The 25848-nt window shown below is 64.7% G+C and carries 26 protein-coding genes; 5 read left to right on the top strand and 21 right to left on the bottom strand.

Annotation, left to right across the window (positions count from 1 at the left end):
- Complete coding sequence (locus AC1RKI_RS20835; protein WP_150979917.1) at positions 1-999, top strand: tripartite tricarboxylate transporter substrate-binding protein; 999 nt, start codon at positions 1-3, stop codon at positions 997-999.
- A 92-nt stretch (positions 1000-1091) separates the two neighbouring features.
- Here AC1RKI_RS20835 and AC1RKI_RS20830 read toward each other — a convergent pair whose 3' ends face one another.
- The 3 genes from AC1RKI_RS20830 to AC1RKI_RS20820 form a co-directional block, all read right to left on the bottom strand.
- Complete coding sequence (locus AC1RKI_RS20830; RefSeq protein ID WP_492796976.1) at positions 1092-1577, bottom strand: pilin; 486 nt, start codon at positions 1575-1577, stop codon at positions 1092-1094.
- A 252-nt stretch (positions 1578-1829) separates the two neighbouring features.
- Positions 1830-2147 (bottom strand): YnfA family protein, encoded by a 318-nt coding sequence (locus AC1RKI_RS20825; RefSeq protein WP_061958139.1) that lies wholly within the window; start codon positions 2145-2147, stop codon positions 1830-1832.
- 87 nt (positions 2148-2234) lie between these two features.
- Positions 2235-3176 (bottom strand): LysR substrate-binding domain-containing protein, encoded by a 942-nt coding sequence (locus AC1RKI_RS20820; protein ID WP_061958140.1) that lies wholly within the window; start codon positions 3174-3176, stop codon positions 2235-2237.
- A 129-nt stretch (positions 3177-3305) separates the two neighbouring features.
- Here AC1RKI_RS20820 and AC1RKI_RS20815 point away from each other — a divergent pair, with 129 nt between their 5' ends.
- The 3 genes from AC1RKI_RS20815 to AC1RKI_RS20805 all read left to right on the top strand — a co-directional run bounded on the left by AC1RKI_RS20815 (position 3306) and on the right by AC1RKI_RS20805 (position 6695).
- Positions 3306-5135, top strand: a complete 1830-nt coding sequence (locus AC1RKI_RS20815; RefSeq protein ID WP_492796839.1) for a gamma-glutamyltransferase family protein — start codon at positions 3306-3308, stop codon at positions 5133-5135.
- Between the two features lie 73 nt (positions 5136-5208).
- A complete protein-coding gene (locus AC1RKI_RS20810; RefSeq protein WP_490713747.1) occupies positions 5209-6186 on the top strand; it encodes a Bug family tripartite tricarboxylate transporter substrate binding protein in 978 nt (325 codons plus the stop codon).
- Complete coding sequence (locus AC1RKI_RS20805) at positions 6186-6695, top strand: GAF domain-containing protein (protein ID WP_235430275.1); 510 nt, start codon at positions 6186-6188, stop codon at positions 6693-6695. The genes AC1RKI_RS20810 and AC1RKI_RS20805 overlap by 1 nt, the downstream gene beginning before the upstream one ends.
- Positions 6696-6752: 57 nt before the next feature.
- Here the strand turns inward: AC1RKI_RS20805 and AC1RKI_RS20800 are convergent, their stop codons facing one another.
- The 4 genes from AC1RKI_RS20800 to AC1RKI_RS20785 form a co-directional block, all read right to left on the bottom strand.
- A complete protein-coding gene (locus AC1RKI_RS20800) occupies positions 6753-7475 on the bottom strand; it encodes an MgtC/SapB family protein (protein ID WP_200899047.1) in 723 nt (240 codons plus the stop codon).
- Between the two features lie 180 nt (positions 7476-7655).
- Complete coding sequence (locus AC1RKI_RS20795; protein ID WP_492796841.1) at positions 7656-8636, bottom strand: flavin-nucleotide-binding protein; 981 nt, start codon at positions 8634-8636, stop codon at positions 7656-7658.
- Between the two features lie 29 nt (positions 8637-8665).
- On the bottom strand, positions 8666-9277 hold the full coding sequence (locus AC1RKI_RS20790) for a glutathione S-transferase family protein (RefSeq protein WP_061958145.1): 612 nt from the start codon (positions 9275-9277) through the stop codon (positions 8666-8668).
- Positions 9278-9403: 126 nt separating this feature from the next.
- A complete protein-coding gene (locus tag AC1RKI_RS20785) occupies positions 9404-10312 on the bottom strand; it encodes a LysR family transcriptional regulator (protein ID WP_150979923.1) in 909 nt (302 codons plus the stop codon).
- Positions 10313-10651: 339 nt separating this feature from the next.
- On the opposite strand from AC1RKI_RS20785, the gene AC1RKI_RS20780 reads away from it, so the two are divergent.
- On the top strand, positions 10652-13522 hold the full coding sequence (locus AC1RKI_RS20780; protein ID WP_492796844.1) for a TagA domain-containing protein: 2871 nt from the start codon (positions 10652-10654) through the stop codon (positions 13520-13522).
- A gap of 23 nt (positions 13523-13545) precedes the next feature.
- On the opposite strand, the gene AC1RKI_RS20775 is transcribed toward AC1RKI_RS20780, so the two are convergent.
- The 14 genes from AC1RKI_RS20775 to AC1RKI_RS20710 all read right to left on the bottom strand — a co-directional run bounded on the left by AC1RKI_RS20775 (position 13546) and on the right by AC1RKI_RS20710 (position 25832).
- Positions 13546-14604 carry an AI-2E family transporter gene (locus AC1RKI_RS20775; protein WP_061958148.1) on the bottom strand — a complete coding sequence of 353 codons (1059 nt, stop codon included), beginning with the start codon at positions 14602-14604 and terminating at the stop codon, positions 13546-13548.
- Positions 14605-14688: 84 nt separating this feature from the next.
- On the bottom strand, positions 14689-15573 hold the full coding sequence (locus AC1RKI_RS20770) for a LysR family transcriptional regulator (RefSeq protein ID WP_492796977.1): 885 nt from the start codon (positions 15571-15573) through the stop codon (positions 14689-14691).
- A gap of 47 nt (positions 15574-15620) precedes the next feature.
- On the bottom strand, positions 15621-16649 hold the full coding sequence (locus AC1RKI_RS20765) for a cytochrome c-type biogenesis protein CcmH (RefSeq protein ID WP_492796846.1): 1029 nt from the start codon (positions 16647-16649) through the stop codon (positions 15621-15623).
- Positions 16642-17190, bottom strand: a complete 549-nt coding sequence (locus AC1RKI_RS20760; RefSeq protein WP_492796848.1) for a DsbE family thiol:disulfide interchange protein — start codon at positions 17188-17190, stop codon at positions 16642-16644. Before AC1RKI_RS20760 ends, AC1RKI_RS20765 begins: the two co-directional genes overlap by 8 nt.
- Positions 17187-19199: a heme lyase CcmF/NrfE family subunit gene (locus AC1RKI_RS20755; protein ID WP_492796850.1), complete on the bottom strand. Its 2013-nt coding sequence runs from the start codon at positions 19197-19199 to the stop codon at positions 17187-17189. Before AC1RKI_RS20755 ends, AC1RKI_RS20760 begins: the two co-directional genes overlap by 4 nt.
- On the bottom strand, positions 19196-19651 hold the full coding sequence (gene ccmE, locus AC1RKI_RS20750) for a cytochrome c maturation protein CcmE (RefSeq protein WP_492796852.1): 456 nt from the start codon (positions 19649-19651) through the stop codon (positions 19196-19198). Before ccmE ends, AC1RKI_RS20755 begins: the two co-directional genes overlap by 4 nt.
- Positions 19648-19770 (bottom strand): hypothetical protein, encoded by a 123-nt coding sequence (locus AC1RKI_RS20745; protein WP_263289820.1) that lies wholly within the window; start codon positions 19768-19770, stop codon positions 19648-19650. Before AC1RKI_RS20745 ends, ccmE begins: the two co-directional genes overlap by 4 nt.
- Positions 19767-20549, bottom strand: a complete 783-nt coding sequence (locus AC1RKI_RS20740; RefSeq protein WP_492796854.1) for a heme ABC transporter permease — start codon at positions 20547-20549, stop codon at positions 19767-19769. The genes AC1RKI_RS20745 and AC1RKI_RS20740 overlap by 4 nt, the downstream gene beginning before the upstream one ends.
- A 5-nt stretch (positions 20550-20554) precedes the next feature.
- The gene (gene ccmB / locus AC1RKI_RS20735) at positions 20555-21223 is read right to left on the bottom strand and encodes a heme exporter protein CcmB (protein WP_492796856.1); all 669 of its coding nucleotides are present in this window, start codon (positions 21221-21223) and stop codon (positions 20555-20557) included.
- Positions 21220-21861, bottom strand: a complete 642-nt coding sequence (gene ccmA, locus AC1RKI_RS20730; RefSeq protein ID WP_492796858.1) for a cytochrome c biogenesis heme-transporting ATPase CcmA — start codon at positions 21859-21861, stop codon at positions 21220-21222. Before ccmA ends, ccmB begins: the two co-directional genes overlap by 4 nt.
- 1 nt (position 21862) lies before the next feature.
- A complete protein-coding gene (locus AC1RKI_RS20725; RefSeq protein ID WP_150979933.1) occupies positions 21863-22462 on the bottom strand; it encodes a NapC/NirT family cytochrome c in 600 nt (199 codons plus the stop codon).
- Positions 22463-22483: 21 nt separating this feature from the next.
- Positions 22484-23017 (bottom strand): nitrate reductase cytochrome c-type subunit, encoded by a 534-nt coding sequence (locus tag AC1RKI_RS20720; protein WP_275061053.1) that lies wholly within the window; start codon positions 23015-23017, stop codon positions 22484-22486.
- Positions 23018-23029: 12 nt separating this feature from the next.
- Positions 23030-25525: a periplasmic nitrate reductase subunit alpha gene (gene napA, locus AC1RKI_RS20715; protein ID WP_227461352.1), complete on the bottom strand. Its 2496-nt coding sequence runs from the start codon at positions 25523-25525 to the stop codon at positions 23030-23032.
- Positions 25506-25832, bottom strand: a complete 327-nt coding sequence (locus AC1RKI_RS20710) for a chaperone NapD (protein ID WP_150979935.1) — start codon at positions 25830-25832, stop codon at positions 25506-25508. Before AC1RKI_RS20710 ends, napA begins: the two co-directional genes overlap by 20 nt.
- Between the last annotated feature and the right edge of the window lie 16 nt (positions 25833-25848).

Below are 25848 nucleotides of genomic sequence, written 5' to 3'. Positions count from 1 at the left end.
ATGAATCGTCGACAGTGGCTTGCCACCGCGGGCGCTGCGGCCGGCGCCGCAGCATTGAATGGCATGACAGGCCGCCTGGCCATGGCTGCCGCCCCCTATCCGTCGCGTCCGATCCGCCTGATCGTGCCTTTTATCGCCGGCACCGCGCCGGATTCGATGGCGCGCACCATTTCAGCTGAGCTGGCGCCAGTGCTGGGCCAACCGCTGGTGGTGGAGAACATCGGCGGCGCGGGCGGCATCATCGGCGCACGCGCATTGAAGCGCGCCCAGCCCGATGGCTACACGCTCGGCGTGCTGGCCAATCAGCATGTCATCAACGTGCATCTGTATCGCGACCAGCCGTACGACGCCGCCAAGGATTTCACGGCGATTTCCGCGCTGTCCGGCGGACCAGTGGTGCTGGCCGTGCCCGCGTCGTCGCCTTTCAAGACCGCGCGCGATCTGGTCGATGCGATGCGCAAGCAGCCCGATGGCCTGAACTATGGATCGGGCGGCAAGGGCAGCGTATCGCATCTGGCCGTGGAGACGCTGCTGCACCAGACACACACGAAAGCCGTGCATATCCCCTACAAGGGCGCGAGCGAGATCGTGACGGCGATGCTGAGCGGCCAGACGCAATTCGGCATGCCGGTGTTGTCCACGGCGGCGCCGTTCCTGCGCAACGGCCAGATCCGCCCGCTGGCCGTGTCATCGGCGGCGCGTTCGATCTATTTCCCCGATGTGCCGACGCTGGCGGAATCTCTGTCGCCCGGGTTTGTGCTCGACAACTGGAGCGGCCTGTTTGCCCCTGCCGGTTTGCCTGCGGCGCTGACCAAGAAGCTGTTCGATGCGGTGGCGGCACTGCAAGCCAGCGGCAAGCTTGATGCAACGATGAAGGCCAACGCGGGAGAAATTCGCAAGAGCCAATCGCCGGGCCAGTTCACGCAGATGGTGGCGGCCGACAATGCGCGTTATGGAAAGCTGATCGAGGAGATCGGGATGCGGGGGGAGGCGGGGTAAGGAGCTTGACGCGCTTGAATTGCTTCAGGCGGTGAGGAAAAGAAAAAAGCCCTGGGGAAAGTCCAGGGCTTTTTAGCTTGCTTAGGTTTGCATTAAGACGCTGGGCAGCTAGCCGGTGCGAAGGAGTTATTCCAGCCGTTAGCCGCAACCCCTCCAGTCACTCCGCAGGTCCACGAGCCCGTGCTCGAGCGGGACCACGTCACAGTGGCCCCTGCCACCGAACCCGAGGCAGACCCCCCCAATTGGCCAGAGATCGTCGATGCAGCGGCTGCAAGAACAATCGTCGGCAACTGATTCGTATTGACTGCACCATCAAGCAACGTCGACTGAGTGCGCCCCGGGTTGCAGTCAGTTGCGTTTGCCGGCACACCGTCCGTAATTACGGTGCGCCCTTCGTTAAGACAGGTCTCAGCAGCAGTGCGCAGAGCCGAAAGCTCACCGATCACGCGATTCACCTGCGACTTGGCCACATACGACTGATATTGCGGAATCGCAATCGCAGCCAGGATACCGATGATCGCGACCACGATCATCAGTTCGATCAGCGTGAAGCCCTTTTGTACCCGTTGGATTCCCATCCGTGCTTTTTTCATGGAATTGACCCCTTGAATTTGTTGGAACAGCAACTGCGCTGTCGGGGCATATAGAGCAATCGGTGTGCCAGCGTACGGAATGGGCAAAAAGCAGAGAAATGTGAGATTTCTTGTCACATGTAACGGAATGTATCTGCAAAAATTTGTCACCCCACATTGGTAGGGTAGGACGCAAGATCCACATAGTGACGGTTTTTGTCAGAATATGTGACTGTTAATCCGCCCTTAATCTTCGCCTCAGCGCGGCTGGAACACGATCACGGCCATGCCGGCGACGGCGATTGTGACACCTGTCATATCCCAGACGCTGGGCCGCACGCCGTCCACCAGCCACAGCCAGACGATCGCCACCGCGATATAGATGCCGCCGTATGCGGCGTAGACGCGGCCGGAGGCGTCCGGGTGCAAGGTCAGCAGCCAAGCAAATATGGCCAGCGACGCGGCGCCGGGCAGCAGTAGCCAGGGGCTGGCGCCCTGGCGCAGCCACAGGTAAGGCAAATAGCAGCCAAGGATCTCGGCAAGCGCGGTCAGCAGGTAAAGCGCGACTGTCTTCATATCGGTCGAGGTTTTTTGTGGATGTTTGAACCGGCTAATCGCCTGCGGTCACGCGGGCGAACGGGGCACGTCGAATGCGCGATGTCCTTACCCAACCGCCACGCGCAATGCCGCCACCAGCGCCGTCACCAGTTCGTTCTCTTCGGTGCCGCGCCGCCACATCACGCCCACCGGCGGCAAATCCCAACTAAGCGAAAACGGCAGCGTGGCGGCGTCGCCTAGCTCGACCAGTTCCGCGGCCACGGCGCGCGGCACGATGGTGATTGCGTCGGGCTGGCTGCGCAGCAGCGTGGCCATCGGCTTGATCGAATAGGTTTCCACGATCGGCAGCGGCGGCGCCACGCCGGCCAGCGCAAACATCGTATTGATCGTGCGGCGGACCGGCGTGTGCGGCGGCGGCAGAATCCAGTCCAGCAGGGCCAGGCGTTTCCAGTCCAGTTTGCCGCGCGAAAGCCGCGCCGCCGCGCGCGAAGGCACCACCAGCACCGGCTCCTCGCGATACAGCGGTTGCTGCACGATATCTTCGCCCGCCAGGTAAAACGACCGCGCGATGGCGCAATCGATCTCGTGCTGGCGTAGCGCCGTGACCAGTTCATCGGTGGTGCCTTCGCGCACCACCACCGCCACGCGCGGCGATTGATCGAGCCCGTATGCCAGCGCGGCGTCCAGCACCGCGCGCGCGGTGTACGGAATCACGCCGATCCGCAAGCGTCCGCGCCCGCCTGCCTCGATGACGCCGAGCTGGCGCCCGAGCGCTTCCGTATCGGCCATCGTCATGCGCGCGTGGCTCAGCACCGCCGCGCCGGTGGCGGTCGGCTCCAGGCCGTTGCGCGTGCGCGTAAACAGCGGCGTCATGAAGATGTCCTCGATCTCGCGCAGTGCCTTGGTGACCGCTGGTTGCGACAGGTTCATTTCCGCCGCAACGCGCGAGATGGACCGTTGCCGCTCCAGCGCCAGCAACAGCGGCAAATGACGCAAACGCAGGCGGGACACGATCTGGTGCAGCAGTTTGTCGGCGGCGATAGGCATCGGAGCAGGGCGGGCGAAAGCGATATAACCGGATGGTAATACAACGATAAGTAATTCGATCCAGAAAGTTATTTCATCTGCCTATACTCGACGCCACAGGCAAATGCATGCAACAGGAGTCATTGACCCATGTTTACGACACGGCCCGAGATCGTCGGCACCTTTGGCGTCGCCGCTTCCACGCACTGGCTGGCTACGCAAACCGCAATGGGCGTGCTGGAATGCGGCGGCAACGCATTCGATGCGGCGGTGGCGGCGGGATTCGTCTTGCAGGTGGTGGAGCCGCATCTGAACGGGCCGGGCGGTGAAGTGCCGATCCTGTTCTGGAGCGAACGCGATCGCGCCGCGCGCTCGGTGTGCGGGCAAGGCCCGGCGCCAGCGCTGGCGGACCCCGACGCATTGCGCGCCATGGGCCTGGAAATGATGCCCGGCATCGGCCTGATGCCCGCCACCGTGCCCGGCGCATTTGGCGCGTGGCTGACGATGCTGCGCGATCACGGCACGTGGCATCTGGCCGACGTGCTCGCGCCGGCCATCGGCTACGCGCGCAACGGTTTTCCGCTGGTGCCGCGCATCTCGCAGGCGATCCTCGCCGTGCAGGCGCTGTTCCGCGACGAATGGCACAGCTCGGCCGATACCTGGCTGCCCGATGGCAAGGTGCCACGCCCCGGTGCGCTCCATACACTGCCGGTGCTGGCCGACACGTACACCCGCGTGGTCGAGACCGCCGTGGCAAAAAGCGACAGCCGCGAAGGCCAGATCGATGCCGCCATGGATTGCTGGTATCGCGGCTTCGTGGCCGAGGCCATCGACGATTACTGCCGCAACACGCCTGTGCGCGATACCACCGGCGAAAAGCACACCGGTCTGCTGCGCTACGACGACATGGCCAACTGGACGCCTGTGGTGGAAGCGCCTGTTTCGCTCGAGTTCGGCCGCTATGCCGTGGCCAAGTGCGACATCTGGAGCCAGGGCCCGGTATTCCTGCAGCAGCTTGGCATGCTGCGCCACGCGGGGCTGGACGCGCATGCGCCAACCTCGGTCGAATTCGTCCACAAGATTGCCGAAGCGGCCAAGCTGGCGATGGCCGACCGCGCTGCGTGGTACGGCGATCCGCGTTTTGTGGAAAGCCAATTGTGCGCACTGCTAAATCCGCATTACCTGGCCGCGCGCGCGGCGTTGATCGGCGACCGCGCGGCCACGACGATGCAGCCGGGCGCGCTCAAGGGCGTTGCGCCGCGCATGCCCGACCTGGCTGTCGCCGAGCGCACGCTGGCCGCGGCCGATACGCGCTTCGGCATCGGTGAGCCGACGTTCGCGGCGCTGCCGCCGGTCAGCGAATGGGCCGAGCGCGAAGTATTCGTCGGCGACACCTGCCATATCGACGTGATCGACCGCCACGGCAATATGGTCGCGGCCACGCCGTCGGGCGGCTGGCTGTCGTCCAGCCCGACGATTCCCGCACTCGGCTTCGCACTGAACACGCGCCTGCAAATGACATGGCTGGAACCGGGCCTGCACAACACGCTGGCACCGGGCAAGCGCCCATGCACCACGTTGTCGCCATCGCTGTGCATGCGCGATGGCGAGCCGTACATGGTGTTCGGCACGCCCGGCGGCGATCAGCAGGACCAATGGTCGCTGGCGTTTTTCATGCGCCACGCCGTGCACGGCATGAACCTGCAGGAAGCCATCGACGCGCCGGCCTGGCATGTCGACCACTTCCCGCAATCGTTCTGGCCGCGCCAGACCACGCTGAACCGCATCACCGTGGAATCGCGCATGCCCGCCGCGACGATCGATGCGCTGCGCGCGCGCGGGCACGAAGTTCGCGTAGGCGATGACTGGTCCGAAGGGCGCATGTCGGCATGCACGCGCGAGCGAGACGGCAAGGGCCGGCTGGTGCTGCGCGCCGGTGCCAATGCGCGCGGCATGCAGGGTTACGCGGTGGGCCGCTGAGCGCTGCATTGCGGATTCGGGACGAAAGCGGGGCGCGCCGTTGTTATTCGAAGACAGAAGGGGAGTAAGCAAGATGAGAGCCGTAGTGAAAAGCCTGCTGTGCGGCGCCGCCGCACTGGCCATGTCGTTCGCCAGCGTGGCTGGCGCAGCCGATGCGTATCCCACCAAGCCCGTCACGTTGATCGTGCCGTGGGCGGCGGGCGGTTCCACCGATATCCTCGCCCGCGTGCTGTCGGAACACCTGACGAAAGCGCTGGGCCAGCCCGTGATCGTCGATAACAAGCCCGGCGCATCGGGCAATATCGGCTCGGCCATGGTGGCGCGCGCGCAGCCGGACGGCTACACGCTGCTGGTCGGCTCGATGAGCACGCACGCGATGAATCCGGCGCTGATGGCCAACATGCCGTTCAAGGGCGTCGACGATTTCACGCCGCTCGGCCTGCTGGCCTATGTGACCAACACGATGGTGGTGAACCCGTCGGTCCCGGCCAACAACGTCAAGGAACTGATCGCCTACGCCAAGGCCAATCCGGGCAAGCTGGCCTATGCCAGCGCGGGTCCCGGATCGACCAACCATTTGAGCGCGGTGCTGTTCGAAAAGATGGCTGGCGTGGAAATGCTACACGTCCCATACAAGGGCGGCGCGCCGGCGGTGGTCGATACCGTGGCCGGGCAGACCCAACTGCTGTTTTCGGCCGGCACGCAGACGCTGCCGCACGTGAAGGCCAACAAGCTCAAGCTGCTGGCCGTGACCGAAGCCAAGCGGTCGCCATTGCTGCCAAACGTGCCGACGGTGGGCGAGACGATCCCGGGCTACGAGTTGTCCGTCTGGTATGGCGCGTTCGGCCCGAAGAACATGCCGGCAGATCTCGTTGCGCGCCTGAACAAGGAGATCAACCGCGTGATGTCGCTGCCCGAGGTGAAGGCCAAGATGGATTCGATCGGCGTGGAAACGGCGACGTCGACGCCGCAGGAGTTCGGCAAGATCCTCCGTCGCGACGCGGACCGCTACGGCAAGCTGATCAAGGACCTCGGCATCAAGGGGGAATGATGGCAAGCGTCGATACGCTGGGCCACTGGCAAACGCATCTGCATGCGCTGTTCGATCGCCTGCGCGATGCCGCCACGCCGCGGGTTGCAATGGATGCGATCGGGCAGGCCACGCTCGACATCGTCGGACCCGGCCTGCTGACGATCAACGCCTGGCACGCGCGGACTGGCGAAATCGAACGGCTCTGGTCGTCCGACCCCGCCGCCTATCCCGTGGGCGGCAAAAAGCGCAAGGGCGATACTTCCTGGACGCGCCAGTTGCTGGTGCGCGGCGAAGTGTTCGTGGGCGAGGGCGACGACGCGCTGGCTGCGGTGTTCGACGATATCGCCACGATCCGCGCGCTGCGCTTGAACGGCGTGGTCAACGTGCCGCTGTGCCATGGCGGCAAGGTGATCGGCACCTTCAACTATCTGGCCGACGTTGATGCGTGGACGGCGAACGAGATCACCGCGCTGCGCATGCTGGGCCAGTTCGCCGTGGGCGCAGTGCGCGACCTGCAGCAAGGCTGAGTCGGCGCGCAGGCGCGGCCCGACCCGGGTGCCTGCGCAAGTCATCGTGCCGCGCCGTCATTCCGTGGTGCTGGCACTCCAGAACGCCTGGCTGACCACGCTGGTGCCGCCCAGCCGCGCCACGATCTTGTCGAGTGCATCGCCATCGACTGAGGTGGCGGCCAGCGCCGCCTCGATTTCCACATCCTGCTCGCCGAATGCGCGCACTTCCAGGTCGCGCGTGGGATACTCGGCGGCCTCCAGCGCCTCTTCCAGCAAGCGCATCGCGGTCTTTTGGTAGTCGCGCGATGTGATCACATGCACGGTGTGCGTGACTTCCACCGCGGTGGTGTCCAGCGGCTGGCGGTTGATGCGGTCCACCACGGGGCGCAGCAATGTGTTGGCCGCCAGAATGAACAGCGCGCCGATACCGGCCTCGACGATCATGTCCGCGCCCGCGCAGGCGCCCACCGCCGCCGAACACCACAGCGTGGCAGCGGTATTGAGGCCGCGCACGTTGCCTTCCTCGCGCATGATGACGCCCGCGCCCAGAAAACCGATACCGGACACCACATAGGCGATCACGCGCACCGCGCCGTCGTGCGCCGCGATATGGTTGGCCAGATCGACAAAGATGGCCGCGCCAACCGCCACCAGCACATTGGTGCGCAGGCCTGCGGTGCGTTGGCGATACTGGCGCTCGAAGCCGATCATGCCGCCCAGGATGAACGCGGCGGTCAGGCTGATGGCGGTATCGAGCAGCGATTGCGGGTTGATATTCTGCAGGGCTTCCAGGGACATGATCGGCATCCGGTCGGGCCAAAAAACTGGCGCGATTGTGGCACAGCCGGCCCCGCTTGCGTCGGCATTCTTATGGGCTCGAATGTCGGCCCGAACATTGGCCCGAATGTTGGCCCTGGAATCGGCCCCGCCGACGAGAGCCCCTAGCGTCGACCCCTTGCATCGCTTCCCGATCCCTGCCTATTGCCAACTGCCGGTGTTGAGCGCCTGCGGCGATGCGCCGCCGGGCACGAAGTCCAGGCGCAGCGGCAGCGCCCGGTCGCGCCGTACGATCCGTTCGGGCAGGAATCGCCACAGCCGTTGCGCGCCGTCGAAGCGCGCGATCTCCGGTGAATCGGTGATGACTTCGGCGCGGCCCGTCATCTGCAGCAGGTCGCCAGTCGGATAGCTGACGAACACCAGCCCGGCCACCGGGTTGACCATCATGTTGCCGAGCGTGTTGAAAAACGTGTTGCCCGGAAAATCGGGAATCGTCAGACCGCCATCGCTATCGACGCGCACGAAACCGGGTTTGCCGCCGCGATGCGACACATCGACCTGGCGCTGTCCATCGCCCAAATCGACATACGTCGTCACGAAGAACGAATCGGCATGCGCGATCAGCGTGCGGGCGCGCTGGTCCAGCGTGGTCATCGCTTGCGTCGGCACACCGCTTGGTTGCGCCGGATCGCGCGTCATCACCGGGTCGCGCTTCTGGATGTACTGGGGGCAGTTGCCGAAGCTTTGCACCACCGATACCTCAAACTTTTGCGCGTCGGAGCGATGAAGCACGCCATTCATGCGATTGCGTCGCCTCGTCATCGGCTCGATGCCGAGCAGGGCAATCGCGTTGCCGTCGTCCATGCCGGCTTCGGCCGGATCGTCGGCGTCGCGCGGGACCACCACATCGAGCCGGCGCGGATCGGGCGAGTGCATGAATCCGGGATGTCCGGCGCGCACCGTAGCCCACGGCCGCCCATCGGGCGCCACGGCGCCCACTACCACGAACGGCAACTGCGCGAAGAAGTCACGATGCTGGTCAGGCATATAGTCCCGCACCACACGCGCGCCGATTTCCGCCAGGCGTTCTGCCACACCGGCGCGCGCCTGTAGCAGCCGTTCACCGGTATGCCACGGCGTGCCTGCCAGAACTTCGATATCGGCTATCGGCTGCGTTGTCATGTTGATCTCCCGCTGATCGGTTGCGATGTTCAGCCTTCCAGTCCGGCTGCGCTTTTCTGGAACGGCACGAAGCCCGGCAGCGCTTCCACGCGCGCCAGCCAGGCACGCACGTGGGCGTAGTCCTTCAGATCGACGAAGCCCTCCGGTGCGCGCGCGGTGTAGCTGTAGAGCGCCACGTCGGCGATGGTCGGATGGTCGGCGGCGAACCACGGCCGGCTCGCCAGCGCGTCGTCCATGCGCCTGAGCACGACATGCGCGCGGTCGATAGCCGCCTGACTGTCGACCGGTGCGCCGAATACCGTCGCCAGCCGCGCGGTGGCGGGGCCGGACGCGATATCGCCGGCCGCCACCGATAGCCAGCGCTGCACGGCAGCCTCCTGCGCCGCGCCCTCTGGCAGCCAGTCCTTGCGGCCCAGCTTTCTGCTCAGATAGACCAGGATCGCGTTCGAATCGCACACCACGGTCTCGTCGTCGACCAGTACCGGCACCTGGCCGAATGGATTCAATTGCAGAAACTCGGGCGTCTTGTGCTGGCGCTCCAGCAGGTCAACGTCGATCAGCTCGGCGGGCTGGTTTAGCAGCGAAAGGAAAAGCCGGGCGCGATGGGAATGGCCGGAGAGCGGGTGGCCGTACAGTTTCATGATCGGTGTCCTGGGTCGATTGTTGCGGATTTGCACGCAGATGCGCGTCACGGATCGACTATAGGCGCACCGATTGGCGCGAAAAACGGCCCGTAGCCCAAGTGACTATTGTGAAATCGAGAAGAATCAGCCGGCGGGGTTAAGCGACGACGTGCCGCGCAGCGTCTCCACCGCCAGATCGATAAAGGCGCGCACCCGATGCATGGCGTGGCGGCCCTCGCGATGGATCACGTGGATCGGCAGCGGCGTGGGCTCGAACGGCTCGAGCACCAGTTGCAGCCGGCCGTCGCGCAGTTCATCGGCGATCTGGTACGACAGCACGCGCGCCAGCCCAAAGCCGTCGACTGCCGCCGCGATCGCCGAATCGTTGGTGGTGGTAGCCATGCGCGGCATCAGGCGGACGGGATGCGGCTCGCCGTCGCGCATGAAGCGCCATTCGGGCAACGTGGAGATGCCGGTGGTCTGGATCACGCTGTGTTCGACCAGTTGGTCAGGCGACGCAGGCGCGCCGTGTTGCGCCAGGTACTGCGGCGCGGCGCAGACCACGCGCCGAACCTGGCCGACCGGGATGGCCTGCAGCGACGAACTGGGCAACTCCCCGATGCGCACGCCGACGTCGATCCCTTCGTCGACGAAATTAACCACGCGGTCGATAAACAGGCAGTCGACGTCGACTTGCGGGTAGCGCCGCAGGTATTCGACCACCACCGGCGTGACGAACCTGCGTCCGAACAGCACCGAAGCCGTGATGGTCAGGCGACCGCGCGGCGCGGCATGCGCGCCGGTGGCCGCAAGTTCCGCATCGTCGATCTCGCCAAGGATGCGGCGGCAGTCTTCGTAGTACGCCATGCCGGTTGCGGTGGGCCTGACGACGCGCGTGGTGCGCGTTAGCAACCGGACGCCCAGGTGCGTCTCAAGTTCGGTCACGACACGGCTTACCACGCTCAGCGATACATCGAGCTTGCGCGCCGCCGGCGTGAAGCCGCCGCCCTCCACTACGGCCACGAAGGTTTTCATCGCCTGCAGTCTGTCCACGAAACGCTCCTCCTGGCTGGCCGGCTTCCCGATGGTGTCGGCAAGTTAGTGAAACGACGATGGTACCTGCGCGGGCGTCGCACCGGGAATAGCCCGGCGTGTGGTCGCAAACCTGATAGCGCGCAGTTTGGGGAAACGATGATTGTCGGCCGACGAGTCATCGGTTGATGCGCCCGGCGTCGGGGCACGCGCTTCCAACTTCAGCTCGCGGCCGGAGCCAATTCGCTGAGTTCCGATGTCAACCACAGGCCGACTGCGCAAGCATATCTATTGCTGCGTTGTCCCGATCCCCGGCAGCGCAGCTTCTCAAGAATCTTCCAATTTTCGAAGCTGCAGATCATGAAGAGTATGCCCCCCGCAAGACGCCGTTTGGTCACACTGATGTTCTGTGCGCTCGGCGCACTGGCTGCCGGATGCGGCGGCGGCGATGGCGGCAGCCCAACAGCGTTGCCGGCCGTTCCCGACACGCCGTATGTCCCATCGCCCAGTTCCCCCGACACCCCGGCGATCCCGGACGTGCCGGTCAACCCCGATACACCGGGCGTGCCCGATGACCCCCCCGTCGTAGACCCTGTGATCGAAACGCGCATGCTGAGCGGCGCGTTCGAATTCGGCCAGACACACATCATTGGCGAGAACGACACGCGCAGTGCACCGGATCTGGTCGAGGGACGCGGCACGCTACTGCAATTCACGCCGGTCACCGCAATTCCGGAAGACCGTAACGTGTTTGTGGAAGCCATGCTCAACGGCGTGTCGCTGGGCCGGATGTATATGGCCGGGCCATCGTCGCAGCCGTTCTTCGCCGAAGACCGGCTCAGCGTCACCCGCCTGCCGTCGTACAACTCCAAGGCGTGGACCGTGCAGATGCCGGCCGGCTGGATCCGGCGGGGCGTGGCCTTGACAGTCGGCTACGATGAAGCGCGCGAATCAGCGCGGCAAATCGACGCGTGGCGCGCGACGGCGTCGCTGCCGGCGCTGGCGCCGCATCTGCCGTTCACGTTTGCACGTCTGAAAGTATTGCTCTGGGGCGAGGACAGCCATAGCCTCGACACCGGTCCGCTTCCCAAGCGTGCCACCGACTACTACGGTGTGCTGCCGGTCGGCGCGCTGCGCGCCGTCGACTATACGGAAGCGCGCTGGGGTTACCTGGTCTTCGCGCCAGCGGACGGCGCTCCAATTCGCGCGACATCGCAAGCCGCCCATGCCAGCGCGGGCGGCGGCCTGCTTTACAGCCAGGCGTTGAAACAGGTGGCGGTGCTGGTCAACAAGGCCAATACCGGTCGCGGCCTGCGAACCAGCGAATATGGCGACTCTTCTCCATACAGCTTTGGCAGCTATGTCGCGCAAGGGCAGTTTCTCAACAGCGCCGGCGTCTACAAGGACCTGAACGACTATAGCGCGGCAGGCGGCTGGACCGGCTGGTCGGCAATCTACTGGAACACCGATTGCAGCTATCTCTTCGACCACGAAGTGGGACATTCGCTTTCCCTTTCGCATTTCTTTGCAGGTAACGCGCAAAGCTGGGGAATTGCCGACGAGTATCCCAAGGACGCTGCCTTGCTGCCGACGCAGCCGCTGCCTTACGACACGGTGCGGGGCATGTATCGCACCTGGTATCGGGTTTCGAAGGGTTTTTCCTATCCGGCTTCGGCGGATTCGCTGGTCAGCAGGAACGATCCGATGAGCTACGACAACGAGTCGAATACGCCAAGCTGCTCGTCGCCATATTCCGGTTACCACGCCCGCAAGGCGCAGCGCTGGATGCGCAGCACGCCGACCATTCTCGAGCAGGACGGCGTCACGGGCGTCTATAAGTGGGACGACAATGCGCGGCAGTACATGCCCGCCGCGATCCCGGAAGCCGATATGCAGGCGCCGCAACGGACCAATGTGCCGGTGGCCACGCTGATGGGCACACTGGCGGCGGCGACTTCGCCCGATGCACGCCAGATCTACCCGCCAATCTATGCCGCCAGCGGCAACACGTTTGTGGCGCCGGATCCGTTCAAGGCCGGCTTGCCGCAAAAATACAACGGTGCCAAATACTACGTCGACGTGACTTATGCGGGCGGCCGGCATGAGTACGCGCTGATCCAGCAGGCGGAAATCACCAATCCCAAGGCGCTCGCGCAATTCTCCATCAATGTGCCGCTCGACGAGCGGCCCGTCGAGATGACGCTATGGGAAGCGGCCCAGCCTTATCCGATGATCACGCCGACGGGCAACACGGCGCTTTTCACGCGCGCGATCGACAGCGGCACGGCGTTGCCCGAGGTCGTCGAGGTCAATCCCAGCACGTTGTTGCAGCATCAGCAGGTGACGCTGTCGGCCATCTGCATGTCCAAGAGCTGTGGGCGCCAGACCGTCGACGTGGCTTGGTATCCGTCCGACGCGACATCGTTGCACTTCGTCGCGCAGGATGCGACGGTGGGGCCAACGACCGCTGTCGGCGACGCCAACGGCCAGCCGATGCGCCTGACCGTGCCGATGATCGGGCCGGACGGCATGATACATACCGTCGTGGTACGTGCGGCCAAGACCGTAAACGCGCCCAACGGGATCCTCTCAATGCCGGCGAACTATCGCGGTGCGCCTCCCGGAAAGATCACCAGCAACCTCCAACGGCTTGTGCTTTGGGCCACCGCCGAGGACAACGCCGGCCTGGCGAGCGGCAGCTATGCCACGACGGAAGGCGTCAAGCTGAACGTGTTGCGCGATAACGGCGAACTGGTCGACGAGGTGACCGTGCACGCATCGTTGCAGATGCCGACCTTCGTTACCGCAGGGATCGATACACCGTTCTATCGCCCCTACAACCTGCCCAACTCGAGTATCTATTTCACGACGCTCGACTCGCGCCAAGGGCCTACCACCGGCGTCTGGTCGTACTCGTCCGAGCCCTCCATGCTGCATAGCCGCGTGCAGGATGCCGAGACCGGCGAGACAGTGACGGCGACGTTCCGCGGCTACAAGCGCAACTGCGGCGCCAAGGGCAGCCGCTTCACCATGAACGCGGGCGGATACTGGACGCTGACCTGCGAGTACGGATTGGAACTGGTGTTCAATCCCGCCGACAACCCCGGCTTGGCGTCCGGACATCATTACGTTACCGGTGCCGGTGACGAACTGATGATCGACGCGCATGGCTGGCACATCGACAAGCTGCTGGAGCGCGTGGGGATCCGCTGGGATTTTGTGATGCCGTAACCTGCGCGTCACGGACGCCCCGGTCAATGGCTGGCCGGGTCCTCCGTGCTGTTCAGGTCCCAGCAGGCAATGAACAGCGCCGCGATCAGCGGTCCGATCACAAAGCCGTTCAATCCAAACAATGCCATGCCACCCAGCGTGGAGATCAACACGACGTAGTCGGGCATTTGCGTGTCCTTTCCAACCAGAATGGGCCGCAGCACATTGTCGACCATGCCGATCACCAGCATGCCGAATCCCACCAGCACGCAGCCCTTGAGGATCGAGCCCGTCAGCAGGAAGTAGACCGCCACGGGTGCCCAGATCAGGCCTGCGCCGATTGCTGGCAGCAGCGACAGAAACGCCATCACGACCCCCCACAGCAGCGATCCCTGAATGCCCAGCACGGCGAAAATGCCGCCGCCGAGCAGCCCCTGAACGAGGGCCACGGCGATATTGCCCTTGACGGTGGCCCGCACGACAGTGGTGAACTTCTGGATCAGATGCTGCTTGTACGTGGGGCTGAGCGGCACGGCCAGCCGCAGGCGGCGCGTCAGCTGGGGGCCATCGCGCAGCAGAAAGAACAGCAAGTACAGCATGATGCCGAAGCTGATCATGAACTGCGCCGTGTTTTGCCCGATGCTGAGCGCGCGGGTGGCCAGCATCTGGCTGGCCTGCAGCGCGCTGGCGCTGAGCTTGTCCTTGACGTCGGAAAGGCTGGCAAGGTCGGCGCGTGCCAGCAGATCACGCATGAAGGGCGGCAGCGCGTCCGCGGCCGATTGGAAATAGTGGCCGAAATTGAGCTGGCCCGAACGAATGCTTTCGTACAGGCTCACGCCCTGCTGGATCAGCGACATCGTGATCGCGATCATCGGCAAAATAACCAGAAGCAGCACCAGCAGCAGCGTGAGCAGTGCCGCAAGGTTGGCGCGGCCGCGCAGACCGGTGACGAGACGGCGTTGCAATGGCGCAAAGATGATGGCGAGCACCGCACCCCAGAACACCGCGCCATAGAAGGGCCACAGGATCCAGAAGAACGCGACGGTCACCAGCGCAAGCAGGAGCAGAAACGACTTGTGGTGCAGACCGGAGGACTCGGTCATGGGGCGATTCCTTAATCGGCTAAGCAGTCGCCATTCTACGACGCCGTCGATATCTGTCGACGATTTGCCCCGCGGCCGGCCGATCTAGCCGGTACGCCGCACAGGTCGGCGCGTGCCGAAGGCGGTCTTGGCAGTGTCGCGGGAAGGAGTCGGGAACAGCGCCGAGTCGGCGGCCAAAGGTGTGGGCACGCCCGGTTTGCCGCGCGGTTTGGTTTGGGGGCTGGATTGGGAGTTGGCCTGGCGCCTGGCTTTGGGTTTGGGTTTGGCGCCGCCAGCAGGGGTGGTGGACCCGGTGGAAGCAGTGGAAGCGGTTGGCAAAGGGGGCGCGGCGGGGGTGGGCGAGGCGGGGATTCGGGGCGCGGGGGGCAACGCGGACGTAGGGAGCAAATCGGACTCGGCGGATGCATCGCCTGTCGCAGTATCGGCGGCTGCCAGCGCGCTGTCCGGTGGCGGCCGCAGTTCGGCGATCAGCTCATCCCACATCTCCAGCAGGCGGATGGCGCATGGATAAAGCCGATGTGCTGCGGCAGTCGGACGCATCGTCGTGCCGTTGCGCTCGAACAGCTTGGTACTGAGGCGGTCTTCGATACACCGGACGGCGTAGAGGATGCCGGCTGCCTTGATGCCGCTGTGGCGTTCCGCGGCGCTGGCGGAACGGAATTGCATCATCAGAACGAATCGCCGCAGTTGACAGGTGTTGACGTGCCGGATGGGCAACGATCCATAAAGTACTTCCGGCGGGCGAACCGGCAAGGCCATGGCCTGGCGAACAGGGCGGGGGCCTTCGGCAGGCAGCCTCTCCGCACGTTTTGAAGCGGTATTCCACATAGGATCTCGGGGCGGTACAGCAATCGAGCCCGAATTGTCAGACCGTTCCCAAGCTCGAAATTTGCCCTGGCGCAATGCATCGATGCCAGGTAAGTGGATATCGGAAAAGCGCCATGTACGAGAGGGGCGCGACAAGTCCACGTCGATCAAGTTCCGCTCGCGGTTTGGTCTGCCGGCTTTGCGGTGCGCTACTTCATCCCAGCCGACTTTGCTGCGGCCAGATTGGCAGCGACTCGCGTTGCCGTTTGCGAATCGGGCGGCAGCAAGCGATAGAGATGCTCCCAAAAGGCGATGGCCTCGCGCGCATCGCCACGCTGGGCTGCTGCGCTGGCAGCCAGCGCAAGCGCCTTGGGATCGTCCGGGTCGGCCGCCAGCGCGGCGCGAATCTGCTCAAGCGCCGGCCCCTGCAGCGATCCGCCGTTCAGGCTGGCCAGCACGTCGGCATAGTCCGATCGCACTGCGGCCTCGTGCGGGGCCAGCGCCACCGCCCTGGCAAAGGCCGCGGCTGCGTCATCGAAACGCTCCAGCACCGTGTAGGACCGCGCCAGCATGATCCAGCCCCCGGCGTCCTGCGGCTCGGCCTGAAGTTTGCGGGCGAGTTGATCGACCATGCTTTCGATTTGCGAGATGTCCGGTGTGTGTCGGTCCCCGGACAGCGTGTGCGCGTCGCCGCCCGGCACGAGCGCCGCGGGATTGCCCAGATGCAGATACAGCATGGCGGCGGCTGGCGGCAGCATCACGCATAACGTGGCGGTGGTCCACGGCGAGCGCGGACGCCGGGGAGCGATCGGATCATCGGGCCGGGGTCTGCGCAATTCGGCCAGCGATGCGGCGCGGGTGCCGCGCGTATTCCGGTGATGGCGCCACAGCCAGATCGCCACAGCAGCCAGGAATGCAAACGGTCCGATCCACAGCAGCCACGTTATCGGCGCGAACGGTGGATCGTACAGCACGAAATCGCCATAGCGCTGCACCAGCCATGTCTTGATGGCTTCATCGCTGGCGCCGTGTGCGACCTGCGCGCGAATCTGCTGGCGAAGATCCACGGCAAGCTCGGCGTTCGACTCGGCCAGCGTCTGGTTCTGGCACACCAGGCAGCGCAGTTGCTGGGATAGCGCGTGCACGCGCGCATCGAGCGCGGCGTCCGACAGCGGCGCGGCAGCCGTCGCGTGCAGCGTGATCGCAGCAAGGAGCGCTATCAGTCCGCGCCTACGCACGGTTATCACCCTGCGCAAGCTGTTTCAGCAGCGGCTGTATCTGGCGTTCCAGCACTTCGCGGGTGACCGGGCCCACCTGTCGATAGCGCACCACGCCGCGCGCGTCGATGACGTAGGTCTCCGGCACGCCGTAGACGCCGAAATCGATCCCCACGCGCCCATCGGCGTCGACCAGCGATTGCACGTACGGATCGCCCATCTGTTTCAGCCATTGCAATGCAGCCGCGGGCGAGTCCTTGTAGTTCAGCCCGTAGACCGGCACGGCGGAGCGCGAGGCAAAGTCGATCAGCACTGGATGTTCGCTGCGGCACGCGGCGCACCACGACGCCCACACGTTGAGGATCCAGACCTTGCCAAGCAGATCCTGGGGTTTCACGGTCTGCCGCGCGCCCGGCTCCACGCTCAGCACCGGAAGCGAAAACTGCGGCGCCGGTTTGCCAACCAGGGCGGACGGCAATTCGCGCGGGTCGTGTCGCAGGCCGGCGCCCAGGGCTACGACGATGGCCAGGAAGATTGCCAAAGGCATCAGAAAGCGCGTCATGGCCCGTTTTGCTCGCTGCGCGGGATCGCCAGCGCCGACGGCGCTACACGCGGCTTGATCGTTTGCACCTCGCGCGCGGCCGACTGCCGCAGCCGATAGCGGCGGTCGCACGCGGCAAGCAGGCCGCCCAGCGCCATCAGCGCACATCCGCCCCAGATCCATTTCACAAACGGCTTCACATAAATGCGCACGCCCCAGGTCGTGTCGCCGCCAGCTTCGCCAATGGCGACGTAGAGATCGCGCGTCAGCGCTGTATCGATGGCCGCCTCCGTGGTCGGCATGTCCTGGCTGCGATAGATGCGCCGCTCCGTTATCAGCGTCGTGACGGGGTGCCCGTCGCGGCTGACCGTCATGATGCCGCGCAGCGCCTCGTAGTTGGGGCCGACCGCGGGCGCCACGCCGTCGAAGCGGAAGGCGAAGCCGTCGACCGTGACGGTGTCGCCCGGCCGCATCGGCAGTTCGCGCATGGTCTCCTGGCTGTTGACCAGCGTGATGCCGATCACGAACACCCCGACGCCTACGTGCGCCAGCAGCATGCCGCAGTATCCGGCCGGCAACTGGCGCAACGATTCGCGCCATCCGCGCCGATGCCTGAGCCGTTCCTTCAGGCTGACGCCCGCGCTGGCCACGCACCATGCCGCCAGCACCAATCCCAGGCCGGTCAGCGCCGACTGGTTGCGCAGCACGCCCAGCAAACCGATGCCGATCACCACACTGGCCGCGCCCGCCCAGCGCAAGCGCCGCGCTATCGACGGCAGTTCGCCGCGACGCCAACGCGCCAGCGGCGCAGCCCCCATCAACAGCACCGCGGGCGCCATTAGCGGCACGAAGACCTGTTCGAAATACGCGGGCCCGACCGAAACCTTGCCGAGACCAAGCACATCGAGCAGCAACGGATACAGCGTGCCAAGCAAAACGGCGGACGCGGCAACGGCCAGCAGCACGTTATTGGCCAGCAGAAACGCCTCGCGCGATGTCCAGTCGAAGTCGGCGCGTTGCGTCAGCTGTGGCGCTCGCCACGCGAAGATCGCCAGTGCGAGACCGGTGACCAGTGCCAGCAGCGTCAGAATAAAGATGCCGCGCTTGGGATCCACCGCGAACGCATGAACCGATGTCAGCACGCCGGAGCGCACCAGGAACGTGCCGAGCAGACTCAGCGAGAACGTGAAAATTGCCAGCAATGCCGTCCACGCGCGAAACGCGCCGCGTTTTTCCGTCACGGCCAGCGAGTGGATCAACGCGGTGCCGGCCAGCCATGGCATGAACGACGCGTTCTCCACCGGATCCCAGAACCACCAGCCGCCCCAGCCCAATTCGTAGTACGCCCACATGCTGCCCAGCGCGATGCCCACCGTCAGGAACATCCACGCCAGGATGGTCCATGGTCGCGACCAGCGCGCCCATGCCGCATCGAGCCGGCCTTCCAGCAGCGCCGCCAGCGCAAAAGAAAACGCCACGGCAAAGCCGACATAGCCCATGTAAAGGAATGGCGGATGGAACACCATGCCGGGATCCTGCAGTAGCGGATTGAGATCGCGGCCTTCCATGGCGCGCGGCAGCAGACGAACGAACGGATTCGACGAAAACAGCAGGAACAGCAACAGGCCGCTGCTGATGCCGCCCATCACGCCCAGCACGCGGGCGACGAAACTCAGCGGCAAGCGCCGGCTGAACAGCGCCACCGACAGCGACCAGCCGGCCAGCATCAGCGTCCAGAGCAGCATTGACCCCTCGTGGCCGCCCCATACCGCGGCGATGCGATAGGCAAGCGGCAGCGCGCTGTTGGAATTTGCCGCGACGTAGCGCACGCTGAAGTCGTCGCCAACGAAGGCCGCCGTCAACGACAGATAGGCGGCGGCGACCAGCACCCACTGCAAGAGCGCCATGGGTCTGGCCCATGCCATCCACGGCACAAAGCCGCGCGGTGCGCCAGCCAGCGGCAACACCGTCTGCACCAGCGCGGCAAGCAGCGCGCAGATCAAGGCGAAGTGGCCTAGTTCCACACTCATCGCTGCACCTTTTGCGAGGCGGGGCCGTCGTTGGCCGCGCGCTTGAGCGCCTCGGCCGCTTCCGGCGGCATGTAGTTCTCGTCGTGCTTGGCCAGCACTTCGCTGGCAACGAAGGTGCCGTTGGCATCGAGCGTGCCACGTGCCACGACGCCTTTCCCCTCGCGAAACAGATCGGGCAGCAGTCCGCGATAGATCACCGGCACGTCATGCCGGGTATCGGTGACCACGAAGCGGATGGTCAGCGTTTCGCCTTCGCGCGTAATCGATCCGGGGGCGACCAGTCCGCCGAGCCGGAATGCGTGCGCCAATGGCGCCTCCTTGGCTGCGATCTGCGAAGGGCTGAAGAAAAATACGAGATTCGACCGGAATGCGTTGAGCACGAGCGTCAGCGCCGCGCCGCCGCACAGCAATGCGGCCAGCAGCAATCCGAGCCTGCGCTGGCGAGGCGTCATGGCGTGTCGTCCGGATCGATGCGGCGGTGTACCCGCCACGCCAGCCTGACCAGTTCGATCACGATCGCCAGGAGCGCCACGCAGAAGACGCCGGCGATATAGCCCGCGTGCGCGTTCATCGCAGCGTCTGCCCAATCGGCACGGCCACCTCGCCGCGTTCGCGCAGGATGCAGCGCACCCGCACCAGTGCCACCGCAATCGTGTACATCCAGCATGCCAGCGTCATTGCCAGCATGCCGGCGAGCATCGTCGCGGCCATAGTCGGCGCAGTGGTCAGGCTTACCGATGCGCCCTGATGCAGCGTGTTCCACCACTGCACGGCGAAATAGATGATGGGAACGTTCACCACACCCACCAGCGCCAACACGGCGCACGCCCGCTCCGCGCGGCGCGGCTCGTCGATGGCGGATTCCAGCGCGATGAACCCGAGATACAGGAACAGCAGGATCAGCTCGGACGTAAGGCGCGCGTCCCAGACCCACCACGTCCCCCATGTTGGCTTGCCCCACAGCGCACCGCTCCACAGCGCTAGGAACGTGAACATCGCGCCGGTCGGCGCCAGGGCGGACGCCATCATCGACGAAAGCCGCGTGCGCATCACCATCGCCAGCGCACAGTAGCCGGCCATCACGACGTAGATGAACATCGACATCCAGGCCGCTGGCACGTGGATGAAGATGATGCGATAGACCTCGCCTTGTTGCGCGTCCGTGGGGGCGACAACGAAGCCCAGCCACAGGCCCAGCGCCAGCCATAGCGCGGCCGCGGCGAAACACCACGGGGCGAGTTTGCCGGCAACCGGATAGAACCGGGCTGGCGATGCAAATCGCGTCCATCGCGCGCGACCGGCGTGCCGCGTGGGCGCGGCGGTGTCCTGCAACGAAGCGTGCTGGGTCATCGGCGTCACTCCATCGCAATGCGTAATCCCGCAGCGGTGGCCAATGGACACACGCACAGGGACAGGGCCAGGCAGGCGCCCAGCAACGAAAAATGCGGCGCGACGTTCAGGCCGGCGTCGGCGGCAGCGCCCGCGCTGGCACCAAACACCAGCACCGGAATCGACAGCGGCAGCACCAGGATGCACAGCAACACCGCACCGCCGCGTACACCGAGCGTAAGCGCCGCGCCCACCGCGCCGATCAGACTCAGCGCCGGCGTGCCGACCAGCAGCGAAGCCGTCAGCAGCAGCGTTGCCCCGCCGGGCAGGGCGTATTGCTGGGCCAGCAACGGTGTCAGTGCGAGCACCGGCAGGCCGCTGGTCAGCCAGTGCGCGCAGATTTTTCCCAGCACCATCAGCGAAAGCGGATGCGGGCATAGCAGCAGCTGGTCGAGGCTGCCATCGGCATGCTCCTGCGTGAACAGTCGCGACAGCGACAGCATCGATGCCAGCAACGCGGCCACCCACAGAATGCCCGGCGCCAGCACCCGAAGCTGCTGCGGATTGGGCCCGACCGCCAGCGGAAACAGGCTAGAGACGATCACAAAGAACACCACGCTTGCCAACAGGCTGCTACGTCGCCGCCATGCGAGCGACACGTCGTGCGCGATGATGGCCCCGAGCGCGGCAATCACGTCGGCCTCCGCGATGGCGTAGCCAGATCGAGCACCGCGCCGCGTTGGGGCAGCAACTGGTGCGTGGCGATCACCGCTATGCCGCCGCTCGCCAGATGCGCATCGAGCAGCGCGACGAAGCAGGCGGCGCACGCCTGATCGAGCGATGTGAGCGGTTCGTCCAGCAGCCAAAGTTGGCGTGGCGCTAGCGCCAGTCGCGCCAGCGATACCCGCCTGCGCTGACCTTGCGACAGCGCGCGCACCGGGACGCTGCCCACCGCTTCAAGACCGAGGCACGCCAAGGCGTTGCGGATCGCCGAAGCCTGCGCCGGCGCGTCGTGCATGCGAGCGGCAAAGCGCAGATTCTCGGCAGCGCTCAGGTCGACGTCGATACCGTTGGTATGGCCGATATAGGCCAACGCCGACAGATACTCCGCGTCGCCCGTGCCGATTGCGCGGCCGTGCCAACACAATCCGCCTTCGGCTGGCTGCAGCAAGCTGGTCAGCACGCGCAGCAGGCTGGTCTTGCCGGCACCGTTCGGCCCGGTGACCTGCAGCAACTGACCTGGCGAGAGCGACACTTCGATATCGCGAAAGATGGCGCGGCCCATGCGCCGGACGGTGAGCTTGCCGGCTTCCAGCACGGCGCCTGCCGTCATGTCACGGCTCCCCGGCCTTGCCCATATCGGGCAGCCGATGGGCGATGCCCTTGTGGCAATCGATACAGGTTTTTTCCTTGTCGGCCAGATAGGTCGAATGCATGGCCTGCGCGCGCGGGCTCTGCCGCGTGAAATCCATCGACTGGTAGTCGTGGCAATTGCGGCATTCGAGCGAGTCGTTGGCCTTGAAGCGCGCCCATTCATGCTGCGCCAGCACCAGGCGGTGTTCCTGGAATTTCTCGGGCGTATCCACAGTGCCAAAGATCTTGGCCCACACTTCCTTGGACGCCTGCATCTTGCGCGCCATCTTGGAGGTCCAGTTGTGCGGGACGTGGCAGTCGGAACATTTCGCGCGCACGCCGCTGCGGTTGGCGAAGTGGATCGTGCCCTGCAGTTCCTGATAGACGTTGTCGCGCATTTCGTGGCAGCCGGTGCAGAATTGCTCGGTGTTGGTGAACTCCAGCGCCGTATTGAACGCGCCCCAGAACACCAGGCCCGCGATGAAACCGCCGAGTGTCAGAAAGCCCAGGCTGAAATACGCGCTGGGACGATTGATGGTGCACCAGTAACGTTTGATGAGATCGCAGAGTCTGCCCGTCATCGCTTGCCCCGTTAGGTGCGGCTATTTGGCGCTCTGGGCGCTGGCGCCGCCGCTCTTGCCATTGGCGCGCTTGAGCATCGTTTCCACGTCGACAAACGTGTTGCCCACCAGCGGCTTGGCATCGGCCTGCGGCACGTGGCACTGCGTGCAGAAATAGCGGCGTGGCGACACCTCCGCCAGCACATTGCTGTCCCGATCCATGTAATGCGTGACGCTGACGGGAATGGCGCCGGTCTCTTCGGTGCGCGTGCGAGCGTGGCAGAACATGCAACGATTGAAATCGCGATCGAGCTGATAGCCGTCGATCTTGTGCGGAATCGTCGGCGGCTGCATGGTGTAGGCACGTGTGCGGCGAATGTCCTTGTTTTCAGTGGGATACAGCAGAGGCGCCTTTGCTTCATCGGCCACCGGCGTGGGGCCGCGCATGGCGTCCACCAAGCCTTGCGCGCCGGCCGGCGGCAGGCCCAGCGTCGCCAGTGCCACGCAGGCGAGCAGCGCCGCATGCAGCCACGCGCGCACGCCGGGCCATGCAGTCAAGGATCGGCGGGTTGCCATGGCGTCTCCTCTCTAAACCTTGACGATCTTGACCGCGCATTTCTTGAAGTCGGTCTGCAACGAGATGGGGCACGTTGCATCGAGCGTCACCTTGTTGATCAACTGGCTGGCGTCGAACCACGGCACGAAGACCAGGCCGCGCGGCGGCGTATCGCGTCCGCGCGTTTCCACACGCGTGCGCATGCGGCCCCGGCGCGATACCACCTCTACTTCCACGCCGCGTCGCAAGCCCATCGCCTTGGCATCTTCGGGATGCATGAAACACATCGCATTGGGGAACGCGCGATACAGCTCGGGCACGCGGCGGGTCATCGATCCGGAATGCCAGTGCTCCAGCACGCGGCCGGTGGCCAGCCAGAACGGGTATTCCTTGTCCGGCGCTTCCGCTGGCGGTTCATAGGGCAGCGCGAAGATCACGGCCTTGCCGTCCGCGTTGCCGTAGAACTGGAAGCCTGTGCCGGCCTTCACGTAAGGGTCGCTGCCTTCGCGATAGCGCCAGCGTGTTTCCCTGCCGTTGACCACCGGCCAGCGCAGGCCGCGCGTTTGGTGATAGGCGTCGAACGGCGCCAGGTCGTGCCCATGGCCGCGGCCGAATGCGGCGTATTCCTCGAACAGACCCTTCTGCACATAGAAGCCAAAGGCCTGGGCCTCCGCGTTGCTGTACTCGGTGCTGACCTCTTCGAACGGGAACTTGTCGACATTGCCGTTGCGGAACAGCACGTCGAACAGCGTCATGCCGCGCACGGCGGGCTGTTTCGCGATCAGGTCCGCTGGCCAGACGTCTTCCACTTTGAAGCGCTTCGAAAACTCCATCACCTGCCACAGGTCCGAGCGCGCGTCGCCCGGCGCGTCGACCAGTTGATGCCAGAACTGCGTGCGGCGTTCGGCGTTGCCATACGCGCCTTCTTTCTCCACCCACATGGCGCTGGGCAGGATCAGGTCGGCGGACAACGCCGTGACCGTCGGGTAGACATCGGATACGACAATGAAGTTGTCTGGATTTCGGTATCCGGGCAGGCCTTCCTGCGTCATGTTTGCAGCGGCCTGCATGTTGTTGTTCACCTGCACCCAGTAAGCATTGAGCTTGCCGTCCTTGAGCATGCGGTGCTGCAACACGGCGTGATAGCCAACCTTGTCGGGAATGGTGCCGGGCGGGAGCTTCCAGATGCGCTCGGCTTCCTCGCGATGCTTTGGGTTGGTTACGACCATGTCTGCGGGCAGGCGATGCGAGAACGTGCCGACTTCGCGGGCCGTGCCACATGCCGAAGGCTGACCGGTGAGCGAAAACGGGCTGTTGCCCGGCGTGGCGATCTTGCCCGTCAACAGATGGATGTTGTAGACCATGTTGTTGACCCACGTGCCGCGCGTGTGCTGGTTGAAACCCATCGTCCACAGCGACATCACTTTGATATCGGGATTGGCGTAGAGCTCGGCCAGTCGTTCCAGCTTGTCGGCGGAGACGCCGGACAGCTTGCTCACATAGTCGGCGTCGTATTTCGAGACGAACTTTGCGAATTCGTCGAACGTGATGGGTTTCGCGTCAGCGGGCGTGGCGGCATTCTTGGCGGCTTTCTGTAGTGGATTGTCCGCACGCAGCCCATAGCCAATGTCGGTCACGCCCTCCTTGAACACCGTGTGCCGGTTGACGAAGTCCTGGTTGACGCGGTTGGTGCGGATGATGTGGTTGGCAATGTAGTTCAGCATCGCCAGGTCGGTCTGTGGGGTGAAGATAATCGGCAGGTCGGCCAGATCGAACGAACGATGCGTGAAGGTCGACAACACGGCCACGCGCGTCTCGGGATGGCTCAGGCGGCGATCGGTGATGCGTGACCACAGGATCGGGTGCATCTCTGCCATGTTCGACCCCCATAGCACGAAGGCGTCCGCATTCTCGAAGTCGTCGTAGCAGCCCATCGGCTCATCCATGCCGAAGGTGCGCATGAAGCCGGCCACCGCCGACGCCATGCAATGCCGCGCGTTGGGATCGATGTTGTTGGAACGGAAGCCTGCTTTCATGAGCTTGGCGGCGGCGTAGCCTTCCCAGATCGTCCACTGGCCCGATCCGAACATGCCGACCGCGGTGGGCCCTTTGTCCTTGAGCACGCGTTTGAACTGGTGCTCCATTTCGTCGAACGCGCGCTCCCAGCTGACCGGGGCGAATTCTCCGTTCTTGTCGTATTGGCCATTTTTCATGCGCAGCAGCGGCTTTGTCAGCCGGTCCTGCCCGTACATGATCTTGGAGAGGAAGTAGCCCTTTACGCAGTTGAGTCCCTTGTTTACTTCGCACTGCGGATCGCCTTGGGTGGCCACCACCTTGTTGTCGCGCACGGCGACGGTCACGCCGCAGCCGGTGCCGCAGAAGCGGCAGGGCGCCTTCGACCATTTCAGTTTGGTGGCTTCGCTGTCGGTGACGAAATTGGCGGATTCTGCCGGCAGCGATAGGCCGGCCACGGATGCGGTGGCCGCAATGGCCGTCTGCTTGATGAATTCACGACGCGTGACTGACATCGTCGATCTCCTCGTACATGGCGGCGGCGTCTTCATTGTGCTGGTAGACCAGCGTGGCCGAGATCACGCCTTCCAGTTGGTGCAGGCACATGAGCTGCGCCACGATCGCTTGCGAGGTCGGCGCCTCGACGGTCACGACGAGTTTTCCGGCGCCGCTGACGGCATGGATTTCCGTGCCGGTCATCGAATCGATTGCATTGCGCACTCGTTCCAGACTCGCAGGGTGCGCGAACACCATGATTCCCGCGATATGCCACTCGTCGTTCGAGGCAATGGGCTGAATAGGAATCGGAAGTCTTGCAGGCATGCGTGTGCCCCCAATC

The organism is Cupriavidus sp. GW822-FHT06G04 (genome assembly GCF_058799075.1).
Note: the sequence above shows the minus strand (reverse complement) of the source record. Positions and strands in the feature narration are given on the sequence as shown.